The sequence below is a fragment of the Streptomyces sp. NPDC004629 genome, from assembly GCF_042873595.1.
GTDB lineage: Bacteria > Actinomycetota > Actinomycetes > Streptomycetales > Streptomycetaceae > Streptomyces.
Genome location: NZ_JBIALO010000065.1, coordinates 1 through 15,064, shown reverse-complemented (window position 1 = coordinate 15,064; position 15,064 = coordinate 1). Strand labels below are relative to the sequence as shown.

General features: G+C 70.8%; 13 protein-coding genes and 1 pseudogene. 3 read left to right on the top strand and 11 right to left on the bottom strand.

The window, feature by feature from the left end:
• The 10 genes and pseudogenes from ACFYTE_RS41700 to uvrC form a co-directional block, all read right to left on the bottom strand.
• A pseudogene (locus ACFYTE_RS41700) lies at positions 1-363 on the bottom strand (glucose-6-phosphate isomerase); the annotation flags it as partial.
• A 600-nt stretch (positions 364-963) separates the two neighbouring features.
• Entirely contained in the window at positions 964-1,299 is a 336-nt protein-coding gene (locus ACFYTE_RS41695; protein ID WP_003976875.1) for an RNA polymerase-binding protein RbpA, read from the bottom strand.
• A gap of 199 nt (positions 1,300-1,498) precedes the next feature.
• Positions 1,499-1,729 (bottom strand): preprotein translocase subunit SecG, encoded by a 231-nt coding sequence (gene secG, locus ACFYTE_RS41690; RefSeq protein ID WP_388722442.1) that lies wholly within the window; start codon positions 1,727-1,729, stop codon positions 1,499-1,501.
• 160 nt (positions 1,730-1,889) lie between these two features.
• Positions 1,890-2,666, bottom strand: coding sequence for a triose-phosphate isomerase (tpiA, locus tag ACFYTE_RS41685; RefSeq protein ID WP_388722440.1), 777 nt, complete (start codon positions 2,664-2,666; stop codon positions 1,890-1,892).
• The gene (locus ACFYTE_RS41680; RefSeq protein ID WP_388722438.1) at positions 2,663-3,883 is read right to left on the bottom strand and encodes a phosphoglycerate kinase; all 1,221 of its coding nucleotides are present in this window, start codon (positions 3,881-3,883) and stop codon (positions 2,663-2,665) included. Before ACFYTE_RS41680 ends, tpiA begins: the two co-directional genes overlap by 4 nt.
• A 125-nt stretch (positions 3,884-4,008) precedes the next feature.
• Positions 4,009-5,016, bottom strand: a complete 1,008-nt coding sequence (gene gap, locus ACFYTE_RS41675; RefSeq protein ID WP_388722436.1) for a type I glyceraldehyde-3-phosphate dehydrogenase — start codon at positions 5,014-5,016, stop codon at positions 4,009-4,011.
• Positions 5,017-5,564: 548 nt separating this feature from the next.
• On the bottom strand, positions 5,565-6,554 hold the full coding sequence (gene whiA, locus ACFYTE_RS41670; protein WP_351746563.1) for a DNA-binding protein WhiA: 990 nt from the start codon (positions 6,552-6,554) through the stop codon (positions 5,565-5,567).
• The gene (gene yvcK, locus ACFYTE_RS41665) at positions 6,545-7,612 is read right to left on the bottom strand and encodes a uridine diphosphate-N-acetylglucosamine-binding protein YvcK (protein WP_388722434.1); all 1,068 of its coding nucleotides are present in this window, start codon (positions 7,610-7,612) and stop codon (positions 6,545-6,547) included. Before yvcK ends, whiA begins: the two co-directional genes overlap by 10 nt.
• Entirely contained in the window at positions 7,609-8,610 is a 1,002-nt protein-coding gene (gene rapZ, locus ACFYTE_RS41660; protein WP_388722432.1) for an RNase adapter RapZ, read from the bottom strand. The genes yvcK and rapZ overlap by 4 nt, the downstream gene beginning before the upstream one ends.
• Entirely contained in the window at positions 8,607-10,649 is a 2,043-nt protein-coding gene (gene uvrC, locus ACFYTE_RS41655) for an excinuclease ABC subunit UvrC (RefSeq protein WP_388722430.1), read from the bottom strand. The genes rapZ and uvrC overlap by 4 nt, the downstream gene beginning before the upstream one ends.
• A gap of 606 nt (positions 10,650-11,255) precedes the next feature.
• Between uvrC and ACFYTE_RS41650 the strand changes: the two genes are divergently transcribed.
• Positions 11,256-12,203: a hypothetical protein gene (locus ACFYTE_RS41650; protein WP_388722428.1), complete on the top strand. Its 948-nt coding sequence runs from the start codon at positions 11,256-11,258 to the stop codon at positions 12,201-12,203.
• 17 nt (positions 12,204-12,220) lie between these two features.
• Here ACFYTE_RS41650 and ACFYTE_RS41645 read toward each other — a convergent pair whose 3' ends face one another.
• A complete protein-coding gene (locus tag ACFYTE_RS41645) occupies positions 12,221-12,646 on the bottom strand; it encodes a Rieske 2Fe-2S domain-containing protein (RefSeq protein ID WP_388722426.1) in 426 nt (141 codons plus the stop codon).
• 221 nt (positions 12,647-12,867) lie between these two features.
• Between ACFYTE_RS41645 and ACFYTE_RS41640 the strand changes: the two genes are divergently transcribed.
• Positions 12,868-14,001, top strand: coding sequence for a LacI family DNA-binding transcriptional regulator (locus ACFYTE_RS41640; protein WP_388722424.1), 1,134 nt, complete (start codon positions 12,868-12,870; stop codon positions 13,999-14,001).
• The gene (locus ACFYTE_RS41635) at positions 13,998-14,909 is read left to right on the top strand and encodes a carbohydrate kinase (protein WP_388722422.1); all 912 of its coding nucleotides are present in this window, start codon (positions 13,998-14,000) and stop codon (positions 14,907-14,909) included. Before ACFYTE_RS41640 ends, ACFYTE_RS41635 begins: the two co-directional genes overlap by 4 nt.
• Positions 14,910-15,064: the final 155 nt, after the last annotated feature.

The window sequence follows — 15,064 nt, the reverse complement described above, 5'->3', positions numbered from 1 at the left end:
CGCGGGAACCACGTTCTCCCCGTCGACCTCGATCACCGCATCCCGCGGCGCCCGCAACGCCGTATGCAGCACCGCCCGGTCCTCCGTGACATTGACCTTCTCCCCACGGAACATCGCATCCCGCAACCCGAACACATCACTCGCCACCGCCAGTTCCTGGAGCAGCGCCAGCGTCTCGTCCGTGACCAGGTGCTTCGAGTAGTCGACGTACAGGTCACCGACATGCAGCGTGTAGCCGGCGCCGCGACCGGGATCGGCGGCGAACAGGTCCCGCAGGTGGGAGTCGGCAAGCTGCTCGCGGTGCTCCGCCAGCGCGGTCCACTCGGGCTTCTGGTCAAGCCTGGTACGGCCGTCTGCGTTCATTTCGGACTTCAGCCTTCTTTCCTACACCTGTCCTGCTGCGTGCCTTGCCCGCTGCCGGTCCCAACCTAATTGATCAGGGCGTGACATGACGTCCCGTAGCGCCGTCGTGCGGCGCACCAACAGATACGTCCGGCTTGCCCGCCGGTATCAACGCCGGCATATCCCGCGGTCCAGGCGTGCGGCCGGCGTACGCCGTGCGGCACCGGCCTCGCGATCAGGGCGCCCATGCCGCTGGTGCCCAGCGGGGTGACGGCGCAGCGCGCACACAGGGGTTGTGGAGGCGTGTTCGAAGACCGTCCGGAGCATGACCGAAAGCAGCCACAGAGCGTAACCAGCGGCGGTCATGGCGGCGCGCAACGGGGCCGTGAAGCGGAAAAAGACGGCGGCCGTCCACAGCCGTCCGGATCCCCCGTATCCCCCGCCCCGTCCCACGGGCGCACTCCTGTCCACCGCCGCGACCCCCGTCATGTGTCCCCCTCACGATTCGCCGATGCACAAACCGTAAAGGGCACCACTGACAATCGGTCCGCGGACGGTGGCCGCAGCCCCGCCAAACGGCTCCGGCCAGGCGCCCACGGGCGTCCGGCCGGTTGTCAACTGCTAGATCTCGCCGCGCAGTTTGGCGAGCGCCTCGGCGAGGATCGCCTCGCCGTCCGCGTCGCTGCGCCGCTCCCGTACGTACGCGAGATGCGTCTTGTACGGCTCGGTGCGCGGCGGGTCCGGCGGGTTGTCCCGGTCCTGTCCGGCCGGGAAGCCGCAGCGCGGGCAGTCCCAGGTCTCGGGAACCTGCGCGTCGCTGGCGAAGCTGGGCTGCGTCTCGTGCCCGTTGGAGCACCAGAAGGAGATGCGCAGACGCGGGGCGGACTCGCCCCGCTCGGCCTCGCCCATCGGCCCCGCCCCGACCCGGCTTCCTCGGATCGCGTTGCCACTTGCCACGGTCGTAACTCCCTGCGTGATGGTGCCGCGAAGCGAGTCGGCGTTCCGCTCCGCTGCGAGCGCCTCAGTCTACGTAAGGCCCAACGCGCGTCCAATGATGGGAGTTACCGTCCCCTCAACCAGACGCAAGCCCCATGATAGGCCGCGCCCAGAGGCACGTACCGAACATGGGGCCTTACGTTCGCAACGTATGCGTCACTCAGCTGTTCGTCTTCATGAGCAGGGCGAGCACGATGATGCAGGCGAACCACAGCAGACCGATCACCACGGTGATCCGGTCGAGGTTGCGCTCGGCGACCGAGGAGCCGCCGACGGACGACTGCATGCCGCCACCGAACATGTCGGAGAGGCCGCCGCCCTTCCCCTTGTGCATCAGCACCAGCAGCATCAGCAGCAGGCTGAAGACGATCAGGGCGATCGAGAACCCCAAAACCACGGCTGGACCAACTTCCTCGGATTCGGATGGACGACGGGGGCCGGCAGGTACCTACCAGCCCCCGCAAGGGTACGACGTATCTCCGCTGCCGCCTACTTGCGGCGTCGCCGGGCCGCCTCCGGGGCGGGACCGGCCGGGGCCGTGCCCCCGTGGCTCACTGGTCGCGGAAGCGGACGATCTTGACGAACTCGTCGGAGTCCAGCGAGGCGCCGCCGACCAGGGCGCCGTCGACATCGGGCTGGGCCATGATCTCGGCGACGTTGCCCGACTTCACGGAGCCGCCGTACTGGATGCGCACCTTGTCGGCCACCTCCTGTGAGTACAGCTCGGCGATCTTGCCGCGGATGGCCGCGCACACCTCCTGGGCGTCCGCGGCACCGCAGACCTTGCCGGTGCCGATGGCCCACACGGGCTCGTAGGCGATCACGATCGTCTCGACCTGTTCGGCCGTGAGGTCCTTCAGGCCGCCCTCGACCTGGGCGAGGGTGTGCGTGACATGGTCACCGGCCTCGCGGACGTCCAGTTCCTCGCCGACGCAGAGGATCGGGGTCAGGCCGTGCTTGAAGGCGGTCTTGGCCTTGGCGTTGACCTGCTCGTCGGTCTCGCGGTGGTACTGGCGGCGCTCGGAGTGGCCGATGACCACGTAGGTGCACTTCAGCTTGGCCAGCATCGGTCCGGAGATCTCGCCGGTGTAAGCACCGGACTCGTGCGCCGAGACGTCCTGGGCACCATACTTGATCTTGAGCTTGTCGCCGTCGACCAGGGTCTGCACGGAGCGCAGGTCGGTGAAGGGCGGCAGGACGGCGACCTCGACGGCCTCGTAGTCCTTGTCTGCCAGGGCGAAGGCGAGCTTCTGGACGTGTGCGATGGCCTCCAGGTGGTTGAGGTTCATCTTCCAGTTGCCCGCCATCAGCGGCGTGCGCGTGCTCATGCTTGGTCGTCCTCCAGTGCGGCGAGGCCGGGGAGCGTCTTGCCCTCTAGGTATTCGAGGGAAGCGCCGCCACCGGTCGAGATGTGGCCGAATGCGGTCTCGTCGAAGCCGAGCGTGCGCACGGCCGCGGCGGAATCTCCGCCGCCGACGACGGTGAAACCGTCCGTGTCGACGAGGGCCTGGGCGACCGTCTTGGTGCCCTCGGCGTAGTCGGGGTGCTCGAAGACGCCCATGGGACCGTTCCAGAAGACGGTCGCGGCGTCGGCGAGCTTGGCGGCGTACAGCTCGCCGGTCCTCGGGCCGATGTCCAGGCCCATCTGGTCGGCGGGGATCTTGTCGGCGTCGACCACGGAGTGCTCGGTCGCCGCCTTGGCCTTCAGGTCCGGGAAGGCGGGGGCGACCACCACGTCGACCGGGAGCAGCAGTTCGACGCCCTGCTTCTCGGCACGCTCCAGGTACTCGGTGACCGCCGCGATCTGGTCCTCCTGGACGAGGGAGACGCCGATCTCGTAGCCCTTGGCCTTCAGGAAGGTGTAGGCCATGCCGCCGCCGATGAGGAGACGGTCGGCCTTGCCGAGCAGTTGGTCGATGACGGCGAGCTTGTCGGAGACCTTCGCGCCGCCGAGCGCGACGGCGTAGGGACGCTTGACGTCGTCGGTGAGCTTCTTCAGCACGCCGACCTCGGTGACGATGAGGTAGCCGGCGTAGTGCGGCAGCCGGGCCGGGAGGTCGAAGACGGAGGCGTGCTTGCGGTGCACGGCGCCGAAGCCGTCACCGACGTAGATGTCCGCGAGGGCGGCCAGCCGGTCGGCGAACTCGCCGCGCTCGGTGTCGTCCTTGGAGGTCTCGCCGGGGTTGAAGCGCAGGTTCTCGATGACCGCGACCTGGCCGGGCTGCAGGCCGTCCACGGCGCCGTGGGCGGCGGGGCCGACGGTGTCCTGCGCGAACGCGACCGGCGCGCCGAGGAGTTCACCCAGCCGCTCCGCCGCGGGCAGCAGCGAGAACGCGGGATCCGGGGCGCCCTTGGGGCGGCCCAGGTGGGAGGCGACGACCACCTTGGCGCCCGCCTCGGCGAGGGCCTTGATGGTGGGCAGGACGGCGCGGATGCGGCCGTCGTCGGTGATGATGCCGTCGGCGAGCGGGACGTTGAGGTCGGCGCGGACGAAGACCCGCTTGCCGTCGACGCCTTCGGCGAGGAGTTCGTCGATCGTCTTCATGGATGGGACTCCCGGAGAGGGCTCGTGATCGTACGAGGGCTGAACACGCGCGTAAGGGCTCGGACCGCGCGCGGTCGCGCTGCCCGAGCCCTGCACTCACATCGAAGTGGCGCCTGGTGTGGCGATCAGAGCTGGCCGCCGACGAAGACGGTCAGGTCGACGAGGCGGTTGGAGTAGCCCCACTCGTTGTCGTACCAGCCGATGACCTTCACGTTCTTACCCTCCTGGACCATGGTCAGGGAGGAGTCGAAGGTGCAGGACGCCGGGGCGTTGACGATGTCGGAGGAGACGATCGGGTCCTCCGTGTAGTCGAGGAGGCCCTTCAGCTCGCCCTCGGCGGCCTTCTGGAAGGCGGCGTTGACCTCTTCCTTGGTGACCTCGCGGCCCAGCTCGACGACCAGGTCGGTGACGGAGCCGGTCGGGACCGGGACGCGCATGGCGATGCCGTCCAGCTTGCCCTTGAGCTGCGGCAGCACCAGGGCGGTGGCCTTGGCGGCACCGGTGGTGGTCGGGATGATGTTCTCCGCGGCGGCCCGGGCGCGGCGCAGGTCCTTGTGCGGGAAGTCCAGGATGCGCTGGTCGTTCGTGTACGCGTGCACCGTCGTCATCAGGCCCTTGACGATGCCGAAGTTCTCGTCCAGGACCTTCGCCATCGGCGCCACACAGTTGGTGGTGCAGGAGGCGTTGGAGATGACGTGGTGGTTGGCCGCGTCGTACTTGTCCTGGTTGACGCCCATCACGATGGTGATGTCCTCATCCTTGGCCGGAGCCGAGATGATGACCTTCTTGGCGCCGCCGGCGAGGTGCTTGGCGGCGTCCTCACGCTTGGTGAAGATGCCGGTCGACTCGATGACGAGGTCGACGCCCAGCTCGCCCCACGGGATGTTGGCGGGGTCGCGCTCGGAGAGCACCTTGATGGTGTGGCCGTCGACGGTGATGGTGTCGGCGGTGTGGGTGACCTCCTGCTTGAGGCGGCCCAGGATGGTGTCGTACTTCAGCAGGTGAGCGGTGGTCGCGGTGTCACCCAGGTCGTTGACAGCCACGATCTCGATGTCTGCACCCTGCTCCAGCAGCGCGCGGAAGTAGTTACGACCGATGCGGCCAAAGCCGTTGATGCCTACGCGGATCGTCACGAACCGATCTCCTCGTTGGTACGCCGGCCTTCGTTTGCCGGCGAGCTGTATGGGATGTCCCCGACCACCCCCGACCCTACCTCCCCGAGGCCCCGTCGGTGACATCGAGATGCCCCATACACGGCACGATGGCCCGTACCCGTCAGTAGGGGTACGGACCGCCCGACCCGCCGCCACCGCGCGACGGGACGGGGCACGTCCGCGGGTGTCCGACGACACCGGACCGCCGATTTCACCGTTTCGAGGGACGCGCCGCGCTGGGGCCGCCGGGAAAGTCACTCCAAAGCGTTGCCCGCGACGGCGAGTTGACGCGAGCGACGGGGGCGCGCCGGCGCGGCCAACTCTCGGCCGCCCCGCCGCCCACGCCCCTGACGTCGGCCGACTTCACACGTCTTCGGCGGGCACGCTCCTCGACGCGAGCACCCGTCAGGTCGGCGCGCTCGTCACGGCGTCGACCGGACCCGCCGTCGCCTGATCGGCCTGTCTGCGGTCGGGGACGCGGGCGCCTGCCCGCGGTGCAGGGCGGCGCCGGCGGCGGAGCGGTTCCGTCAGCCCGCCAGGTTGTCCGCCATCTCCTCGGTGAGGTTGGCCTCCGTGCCCGGGATGCCCAGGTCGGCGGCGCGCTTGTCGGCCATGGCGAGCAGTCGGCGGATCCGGCCGGCGACCGCGTCCTTGGTCAACGGCGGGTCGGCGAGCGCGCCCAGCTCCTCCAGGGACGCCTGCTTGTGCTCCATGCGCAGCCGGCCAGCGGCGGCAAGGTGCTCGGGAACCTCCTCGCCCAGGATCTCCAGGGCCCGTTGGACACGCGCGCCCGCGGCGACGGCCGCACGCGCGGAGCGCCGCAGATTCGCGTCGTCGAAGTTGGCGAGCCGGTTGGCCGTGGCACGGACCTCGCGGCGCATCCGCCGCTCCTCCCAGGCCAGCACCGACTCGTGCGCACCGAGGCGGGTGAGCAGGGCGCCGATCGCGTCGCCGTCGCGCACCACCACACGGTCCACGCCGCGCACCTCACGTGCCTTCGCCGCGATCGACAGCCGGCGGGCGGCGCCGACCAGGGCGAGCGCGGCCTCCGGTCCCGGGCAGGTCACCTCCAGGGAGGAGGAGCGGCCGGGCTCGGTCAACGAGCCGTGCGCCAGAAAGGCCCCGCGCCAGGCGGCCTCGGCATCGCAGGTGGCCCCCGAGACCACCTGCGGGGGCAGGCCCCGGATCGGGCGCCCCCGGCCGTCGACGAGTCCCGTCTGCCGGGCCAGCTGGTCACCGCCCGCGACCACCCGTACGACGTAGCGCGAGCCGCGGCGCAGCCCACCGGGCGCCATCACGATCAGTTCCGAACTGTGGCCGAAGATCTCCAGAATGTCCCGCTTGAGCCGACGGGCCGCCATCGCGGTGTCCAGCTCAGCCTCGATCACAATGCGCCCGCTCACCAGGTGAAGGCCGCCGGCGAACCGCAAAATGGCGGAGACCTCCGCCTTTCTGCAGCAGGTCCGGGTGACGGGGAGCCGGGAGATCTCGTCCTTCACCGCTGCCGTCATCGCCATGGGCCGATCCTTCCATGCATCCGAAAAATACGGTCGTACGCGGCGGCCAACAGCTCCGGGTCATGCCGGGGAGAGCCGTCGGTCCGGGCCACCGGCGCCAGCTCGACCGCCGCCCCGAGCCGCTTGGCGGCTTCGGTGAGCGATTCCCGGTCGGGCACGGCGGCTTCGTCGGCCAGCACCACGTCCAGGGCGAGTTTAGGGGCGTGTCGCCCCAAAACCTCCAAATGACGCTGCGGGGAGAAGCCTTCGGTTTCTCCCGGTTGCGGAGCGAGGTTCAGGGACAGCACACGGCGCGCCTTGGTGTTGATGAGGGCGTCCAACAGTTCGGGCACGAGCAGGTGCGGGATGACCGAGGAGAACCAGGAGCCGGGGCCGAGCACCACCCAGTCCGCGTCCAGGACCGCCGCGACGGCCTCGGGTACGGCCGGCGGATCGTGCGGCACGACATGCACCGACTGCACTTCGCCGGGCGTCAGCGCCACTGTCGCCTGCCCGCGCACCGTGTCGACCTCCTCCGGCCGGGCCGGATCATGGCCCTTGACCAGGGCCTGGAGCTCCAGCGGCACGGCCGACATGGGCAGCACCCGGCCGTGCGCGCCGAGCAGCTTGCCGACCAGGTCGAGGGCCTGCACATGGTCGCCCAGCTGTTCCCACAGGGCGACGATCAGCAGATTGCCGACCGCGTGATCGTGCAGATCGCCCTGGGACTCGAAGCGGTGCTGGATGACCCGGGCCCAGGTCTGGCCCCAGTCGTCGTCCCCGCACAGCGCGGCCAGCGCCTTGCGCAGGTCGCCGGGCGGCAGCACGCCCAGTTCGTCACGCAGCCGCCCGCTGGAGCCGCCGTCGTCGGCCACGGTGACAACAGCGGTGAGGTCACCGGTGATCCGGCGCAGCGCGGCCAGCGAGGCGGACAGGCCCATGCCGCCCCCCAGGGCGACGACCTTGGGCTGGGCGCCCCGGCGGCGTGGCCGGGCGCCACGGGACTCGGTGGGGCGGCTCGCACGTGCCTCGGGGACCGCCAGGCGCAGCCTGCTCAGCCGCGGAGTACGTGGCGTCATTCCCGTCCCATGTCCCGGTGCACGACCACCGTCTCCACGCCCTCGGCCGCGAGCCGCGCGGCGAGCTTCTCCGACATGGCCACCGAGCGGTGCTTGCCGCCGGTACAGCCGATGGCGATGGTCACGTAGCGCTTGCCCTCGCGGCGGTAGCCGGCCGCGATGAGGCGCAGCAGTTCGGCGTACCGGTCAAGGAACTCCTTGGCGCCGGGCTGGTTGAAGACGTACGCGGCGACCTCCTCGTGCACGCCGGTGTACGGGCGCAGCTCCGGGACCCAGTGCGGGTTGGGCAAGAAGCGCATGTCCGCGACCAGGTCGGCGTCGACCGGGAGGCCGTACTTGAAGCCGAAGGACATCACCGTGGCCCGCAGCTCGGGCTCCTCCTCGCCGGCGAACTGGGCGTCCATCTTGGCGCGCAGCTCGTGCACGTTGAGGCTGGAGGTGTCGATCACCAGGTCGGCGTCGCCGCGCAGCTCTCGCAGCAGTTCACGCTCGGCGGCGATGCCGTCGACGATACGGCCGTCGCCCTGGAGGGGGTGCGGGCGGCGCACGGACTCGAAGCGGCGCACCAGGGCCTCGTCGGAGGACTCCAGGAACACGATCCGCCGGGTGACCCCCCGGGTGTCGAGGTCCGCGAGGGATTCCCGCAGGTTGTCGAAGAAGCGCCGGCCGCGCACGTCGACGACGACCGCGATCCGGGCCACGTTGCCCTGGGAGCGGGCGCCCAGCTCGACCATGGTCGGGATCAGGGCGGGCGGAAGGTTGTCGACGACGAACCAGCCCAGGTCCTCCAGGCACTTCGCGGCTGTCGAGCGGCCCGCTCCGGACATGCCGGAGATGATCACCAGCTCGGGGATGGCCGCCTCGGGGACCCCGGCCGTCGTGATGTCCGTACTCACTGCCTCTCCGTTTTCCCGGACCGCGTGCTGAGGCTGATCCTCGCTCGCTTCCTTGAGCTTTCGATCTCGTTCCGCTGTGTGTTGCGCGTCGTGCTCGGTCATCTCTCCTGCCCCCGTCGTTCGTCCGGGGCGCCCGCGGTCACGGGCTCCCCCGAGGAACCCCCCGTCGTATCGGGTTCCTCGTCTTCAATGATCTCTCCGGTCGCCGTGTTCACGGCGGGTGCGGCCGGGGCCGCCCGGGCGAAGGCCGCCGCAATGGTCTCGGCCGTCTTGCGGCCGATGCCGGGCACCTCCTGGATCTGGTCGATTGTCGCGGACCGCAGCTTCTTCACCGAGCCGAAATGCTTGATCAACGCCTGTTTGCGGGTATCGCCGAGGCCCGGCACGTCGTCCAGGGGCCCGGCCCGGAACCGCTTGGCACGCTTGGCGCGCTGGTAGGTGATGGCGAACCGGTGCGCCTCGTCACGGACGCGCTGGAGCAGATAAAGGCCCTCGCTGGTGCGGGGCAGGACCACCGGGTCGTCGTCCTGGGGCAGCCAGACCTCCTCCAGCCGCTTGGCGAGGCCGCAGACGGCGATGTCGTCGATGCCCAATTCGTCCAGGGCCCGCTTGGCGGCCGCGACCTGCGGCTGGCCGCCGTCGACGACGACCAGTTGCGGCGGGTAGGCGAACTTCTTGGGACGGCCGTCCTCATCCTTGAGGCCGTTCTCCCCGTCCTCGTCCACCCACTCGCCTGTCTTCTCCTTGTCGGCGAGGTAGCGCTTGAAGCGGCGGGTGATCACCTCATGCATGGAACGGACATCGTCCTGGCCCTCGAAGCCCTTGATCTGGAAGCGGCGGTACTCGCTCTTGCGCTGGAGCCCGTCCTCGAAGACGACCATGGAAGCCACCACATCCTCGCCCTGGAGGTGCGAGATGTCGTAGCACTCGATCCGGAGGGGGGCGCTGTCCAGGTCGAGGGCGTCGGCGATCTCCTCCAGGGCGCGCGAGCGGGTGGTCAGGTCGGAGGCGCGCTTGGTCTTGTGCAGGGCGAGCGCCTGCTGGGCGTTGCGCTGCACGGTCTCCATCAGGGCCTTCTTGTCACCGCGCTGAGGGATGCGCAGGGAGACGTTGGACCCGCGGCGCCCGGTGAGCCATTCCTGCACGGGTCCGACCGGCTCCGGCAGGGCGGGGACCAGGACCTCCTTGGGTACCGCGTCCCCCTTCTCCTCGCCGTAGAGCTGCTGGAGGGCGTGCTCGACGAGGGCGCCGGTGGTGACCTCCTCCACCTTGTCGGTCACCCAGCCCCGCTGGCCGCGCACCCGCCCGCCGCGGACATGGAAGATCTGGAGGGCCGCCTCCAGTTCGTCCTCTGCGACGGCGATCAGGTCGGCGTCGGTCGCGTCGGCGAGCACGACCGCGTTCTTCTCCATGGCCTTCTTCAGGGCCTCTATGTCATCGCGCAGGCGGGCGGCCCGCTCGTACTCCATCTCCTCGGCCGCCTCCCTCATCTGCCGCTCCAGGCGGCGCAGATACGTGCCCGTGCGGCCGGCCATGAAGTCGCAGAACTCCTCGGCCAGTTCGCGGTGGTCCTCGGCGGAGATCCTGCCGACGCAGGGCGCCGAACACTTGCCGATGTAGCCGAGCAGGCAGGGGCGGCCGGTGCGGGCGGCGTTCTTGAAGACACCGGCCGAGCAGGTGCGCACCGGGAAGACCCGCAGCAGTAGGTCGACCGTGTCGCGGATGGCCCAGGCATGCCCGTACGGCCCGAAGTAGCGGACGCCCTTCTTCTTGTGACCGCGCATCACCTGCACGCGCGGGAACTCCTCGTTCATCGTCACCGCGAGGTAGGGGTAGCTCTTGTCGTCGCGGTACTTGACGTTGAACCGGGGGTCGAACTCCTTGATCCATGAGTACTCCAGCTGCAGCGCCTCGACCTCCGTGGACACGACGGTCCACTCCACGGACGCGGCCGTGGTGACCATCGTCCGGGTGCGCGGGTGGAGGTTCGCCAGGTCCTGGAAGTAGTTCGCCAGGCGCTGACGCAGGCTCTTCGCCTTTCCGACGTAGATCACCCGGCGGTGCTCGTCACGGAACCTGTACACCCCGGGAGAGTCCGGAATCTCTCCCGGCTTGGGGCGGTAGCTGGAAGGATCGGCCATGTCTCACACCCTACTGTCGGGCGGGGACAGTCCGACGGGCCTGTGGACAACGCCGCTCCGCCCCTCGGTATCGAGCCACGTTTCGAGGGCGCCCCGGCGATCCGCCGCCGCAGCGCACGACCGCCTCGTCGCCCGTCAGCGCGCCAGCTGTGCGGATTGCGGGGTGGGACGACGCCGTGCGGGGCAGAGCAGGGCGGGCCGGGCGGGACTGGGGGTGGCGGCCGTGGGGACGGCGGCGGACCCTCGGTGCTCGGTGGCCGGGCGCGGGGCGGCGGGCGGGGCGGCCGACCACGGGGGCGGGAGGGCCCCTCGGCGGCCGGACGGGCGGGGCAGCCGGCTGTCGAGGGAGGCCGGCCCGTGCCGCGGCCGACTCGGTCGGCCGCGGGCCGCGGTCACGGCGGCCGATCGCGTACGGCGGTTGGTCCCGAGGTGTTGTCCGGGATTGGTCAACACGCTTCAATGCGGTGGAACTCGGGACCGTGAACGACGGCGCACGGATAGGCGTACGGATAAGCGGGTGTCCCCGGCCGCCACCGCGGTGACCCCGAAGACCCGCGCGAACGGTCTGACCCGCCGTAGCGAACCCTCACAGAAAGGCCCCTGTGCATGCGGCACGGCACACAGCACGCGGACCTCGCCAGCGAGGAACTGGACACGGCCCTGCGGGGCGGCCCCTTCCATGTCGCGCTGCGCGCCGCGATCGCCGCTCGCGGCCTGCCGCTCCAGCGCGTCCAGCACCACCTGTCGCGGTACGGGGTCAAGGTCGGTGTCACGAGCCTCAGTTACTGGCAGCAGGGTGCCCGGCGGCCACAGCGCCCGGAGTCGCTGCGGGCCGTTCGCGCGCTGGAGGAGATACTCAAGCTGCCGGAGGAGTCACTGATCCGGCTGCTCGCCGAGACCGACGAGGGCCCGGCCGCCCAGCGCTCCGCGGCCCACTCGTACCGCTCCCGGATGGAGGCCTCCGGCGTCCTGGACCGGCTCCAGGCCGAGCTGGGCTGGAGCCTCGACGGCGGTCTGCACGCACTGGGCCACCACGAGCGAGTACGGGTGGGCGCGCGCCGTGAACTGGCCGGCCGCGAGTCGCACCACATCGTGCGGGCGCACCGCGACGGGGTCGACCGCTTCGTGGCCGTCCATCACGGCGACCCGGGCTGCGCGCCCGACCGGATGACGGTGCACGCCCTGGAGAACTGCCGCACGGGGCGCATCCGTTGGGACCAGGACACCGGTGTCCTGGTCGCCGAACTGCTCTTCGGCACCCGATTGCGCTCGGGTGACACCTTCCTGTTCCGGTACGGCGTCGAAGACGGCACGGCCGGACCCTCGCGCGAGTACGTGCGCGGCTTCGCCTTCCCGGGCGGTCAGTACGCCCTCCAGGTGCGTTTCGACGCGGACGCCCTCCCCGCCCGCTGTCATCGCTTCACTCAGCACTCCGCCGCGGCGCCGCGCAGCGGCCGGCAGGAACTGCCGCTCAGCGGAGTGCACCGCTCGGTGCACCTGGTCGAGCCGCGGGTGCGGCCGGGCATCATCGGGATCGGCTGGCACTGGGAGTGAGCCCGCCGCCCCGCTGATCAGGCGCCGGGCCCCGCGATGAGCTTGCCGCCGGACGCCTTCACCGGCAGTTCGGGAAGCGGCTCGGTGGCCGGCGCCTGCACCACCTTGCCCGTCATGGCGTCGAACTCGCTCCCGTGGCAGGGACAGATCAGCGTCGTCCCCTCCAGCTTGTTGATGGGGCACCCGGCGTGTGTGCAGATGGTGCTGTACGCCTTCAGCGTGCCCCCGGCGTCCCTGCTGACCACGACATTGTGGTCCCGGTACAGCTGGGCGCCGCCCTGGGCGACCTCGCTCTCGGCGCCGAGTTCGACCGGAGCGGTCGGCGTCGCGTCCGATGTGGTCCCGCCCGGTGCCGAACAGGCGGCGAGTCCGAGCCCGGCCACCGGTGCGACGGCGGCTCCTCGAAGGACGGTACGACGACTTGCGGACGGTCGGGCGGGCATTTGGGGCTCCACTGGTCAGGGGGCGGTGCGGGGTCGACCCTATCCGGCGACCCGCCCCGGAGTTCCCCGCGGGTGGCCGGGCATGGCCGGCTAGCAGCGAGGGGGAGGCCCTGAGCTGGCGATGTCGGCGTAAGCGTTTGCGCAAGCGTTTACGCGCGGCCCTCGGATGAGGTACCTTCCCGGCCAGAACGACCGCTGCAGCCCGCCGGGAAGGAAGCGCGATGCCCACCATGGCCGATGTGGCACGGAGCGCCGGCGTCTCCGTGGCGACCGTCTCCCACGTGCTGAACGACACGCGTCCCGTGCTGCCCCATACCCGTCAGGCCGTGCTGGACGCGGTCGACCGGCTCGGATACACGCCCAACACCCTCGCCCGCTCCCTGGTGACCTCCCGGACCCGCTCCATCGGGCTCGCCGTGTCGGCGATCAGCAACCCCTACTTCACCGAGATCCTCCAGGGCGTCGAGGCCGGTGCCCTGGAGGAGGGCTACGGCCTGCTGATCGCCGACCCGCACGACGACCCACGGCACGAACGCAAGGTCGTCCAACTGCTCCACGAGCGACGCGTGGACGGCATGATCGTCGCCCCGTCCGCGGATCCGCGCGACCTCATCGCCTACCTCGGCCGCCATGCCGTACCCACCGTGTTCCTGGACCGGCTGATCGGCGACCGACTCGACGGGGCGACCGCCGACGCGCCGCCCTTCGACCAGGTCTGCGCCGAGGGCGCCGAGCCCATGGCACGGCTGGTCACCCATCTCGCCGGACTGGGCCATCGCCGGATCGGCCTGGTCGCCGGACTGCCCGGGCTCAGCACCACCGATGAACGGATCGCCGGCTACCGGGACGGCCTCGCCGCCGCCGGTCTCTCCCACGACGAACGCCTCATTGCGCCGGGCAACTCCGAGTCGGCCGGCGCCGAGCGGGCGACGGCGGCCCTGCTGTCCCTCGCTGCTCCGCCCACGGCCCTCGTCACCGCCAACAACGCGATGACCATCGGTGCCCTGCGGGCCCTGCGGGACCGGGGCCTGCGGGTGCCGGACGACATCGCCCTGTGCTGTTTCGACGACTTCGCCTGGGCGGACCTCTTCTCGCCCCGGCTCACCGCGATCGCCCAGCCCAGCAGGGAGATCGGCGCACAGGCCGTCCGTGTGCTGCTGGACCGCCTGGCCGCACCGGACCGCCCTGCACGGACGGTCAGGCTCCCGTGTGCCTTCGTGCACCGCACATCGTGCGGCTGCCCTGAGCCCTCCGTGCGGACCGGGCCACCGGAGCCCGCCCAGCAACCCCGACACCCCCGGCAACCGGACCAGCCCGAGCAGCCCGAGCAGCCCACGAAAGGAAGCGTCTCGTGATCGTCGTCGCCGGTGAGGCTCTGATCGACCTGGTACCGCAGGGCACGGGTGCCCTGGCGGAGCTGAAGCCGGCGCTCGGCGGCGGCCCCTACAACACGGCCGTGGCCCTCGGCCGTCTGGGCTCCCCGACCGCCTTCTGCTCGCGCACCTCCTACGACGCCTTCGGTGAGGCCCTGCTCGACGGCTTGCGCGGCACGGGTGTCGACGTCTCGGGCGTGCAGCGCGGCACGGAGCCGACGACCCTCGCGGTCGCCACCATCGACGGGAGCGGTTCGGCTGCCTACTCCTTCTACGTCGAGGGCACCGCCGACCGCCTCTTCGCGGCCCCGGCCGCCCTCCCGGCCGGGGCGCGCGCCGTGTCCTTCGGCACTTGCTCGCTCGTCCTGGAACCGGGGGCGAGCGCCTACGAAGAGCTGATGCGGACCGCCTCCGGGCAGGGACTGTTCACCGCGCTCGACCCGAACATCCGCACGGGCCTGATCGCGGACCCGGACGCCTACCGGGCCCGCTTCCGCAGCTGGCTGCACTCCGTGACGCTGCTGAAGCTCTCGGAGGAGGACGCCGAGTGGCTGGGCGGCAGCCCGCGCGAGTGGCTGGCCGCGGGCCCCTCGGCCGTGGTGGTCACCCGGGGTGGTGACGGGCTCACCGCCTTCACCCGGGACGGCGCGGAGTACTCCGTGCCGGGTGAGAAGGTCGACGTCGTCGACACGATCGGTGCCGGCGACACGGTGAACGCGGCCCTGCTGCACGGACTGTCCGCACAGGGCGCCCTGTCCGCCGGGGCGCTGGCGGGCCTGGGCGCCGACGGCTGGACTCGGCTGCTGCGGTTCGCGGCACGTGCGGCGGCAATCACGTGCTCGCGGGCGGGGGCGGAGCCGCCGTACGCCGCCGAACTGGGCGAGTTGTAGGGGCGTCGGCGGCGGAAGGTACGCAGCGGCTTCGGAGGCCCTTCGAGGGCGGGTTCCTTGATGAAGCTTCTATGTCCCGTCAACCCCCAACTCAGCCGCGGCGGCGTTGAGGTGGCGGTAGAGGCGTCGGGCGAGGTAGCGCTTGAGGCAGCGGC

What these genes read in the sequence shown, in the direction of transcription:
- ACFYTE_RS41680 (WP_388722438.1), bottom strand. Translation starts at nt 3,883, where the DNA reads ATGAAGACGATCGACGAACTCCTCGCCGAAGGCGTCGACGGCAAGCGG.
- ACFYTE_RS41640 (WP_388722424.1), top strand. Translation starts at nt 12,868, where the DNA reads ATGCCCACCATGGCCGATGTGGCACGGAGCGCCGGCGTCTCCGTGGCG.
- ACFYTE_RS41645 (WP_388722426.1), bottom strand. Translation starts at nt 12,646, where the DNA reads ATGCCCGCCCGACCGTCCGCAAGTCGTCGTACCGTCCTTCGAGGAGCC.
- ACFYTE_RS41650 (WP_388722428.1), top strand. Translation starts at nt 11,256, where the DNA reads ATGCGGCACGGCACACAGCACGCGGACCTCGCCAGCGAGGAACTGGAC.
- tpiA (WP_388722440.1), bottom strand. Translation starts at nt 2,666, where the DNA reads ATGAGCACGCGCACGCCGCTGATGGCGGGCAACTGGAAGATGAACCTC.
- whiA (WP_351746563.1), bottom strand. Translation starts at nt 6,554, where the DNA reads ATGGCGATGACGGCAGCGGTGAAGGACGAGATCTCCCGGCTCCCCGTC.
- yvcK (WP_388722434.1), bottom strand. Translation starts at nt 7,612, where the DNA reads ATGACGCCACGTACTCCGCGGCTGAGCAGGCTGCGCCTGGCGGTCCCC.
- rapZ (WP_388722432.1), bottom strand. Translation starts at nt 8,610, where the DNA reads ATGACCGAGCACGACGCGCAACACACAGCGGAACGAGATCGAAAGCTC.
- uvrC (WP_388722430.1), bottom strand. Translation starts at nt 10,649, where the DNA reads ATGGCCGATCCTTCCAGCTACCGCCCCAAGCCGGGAGAGATTCCGGAC.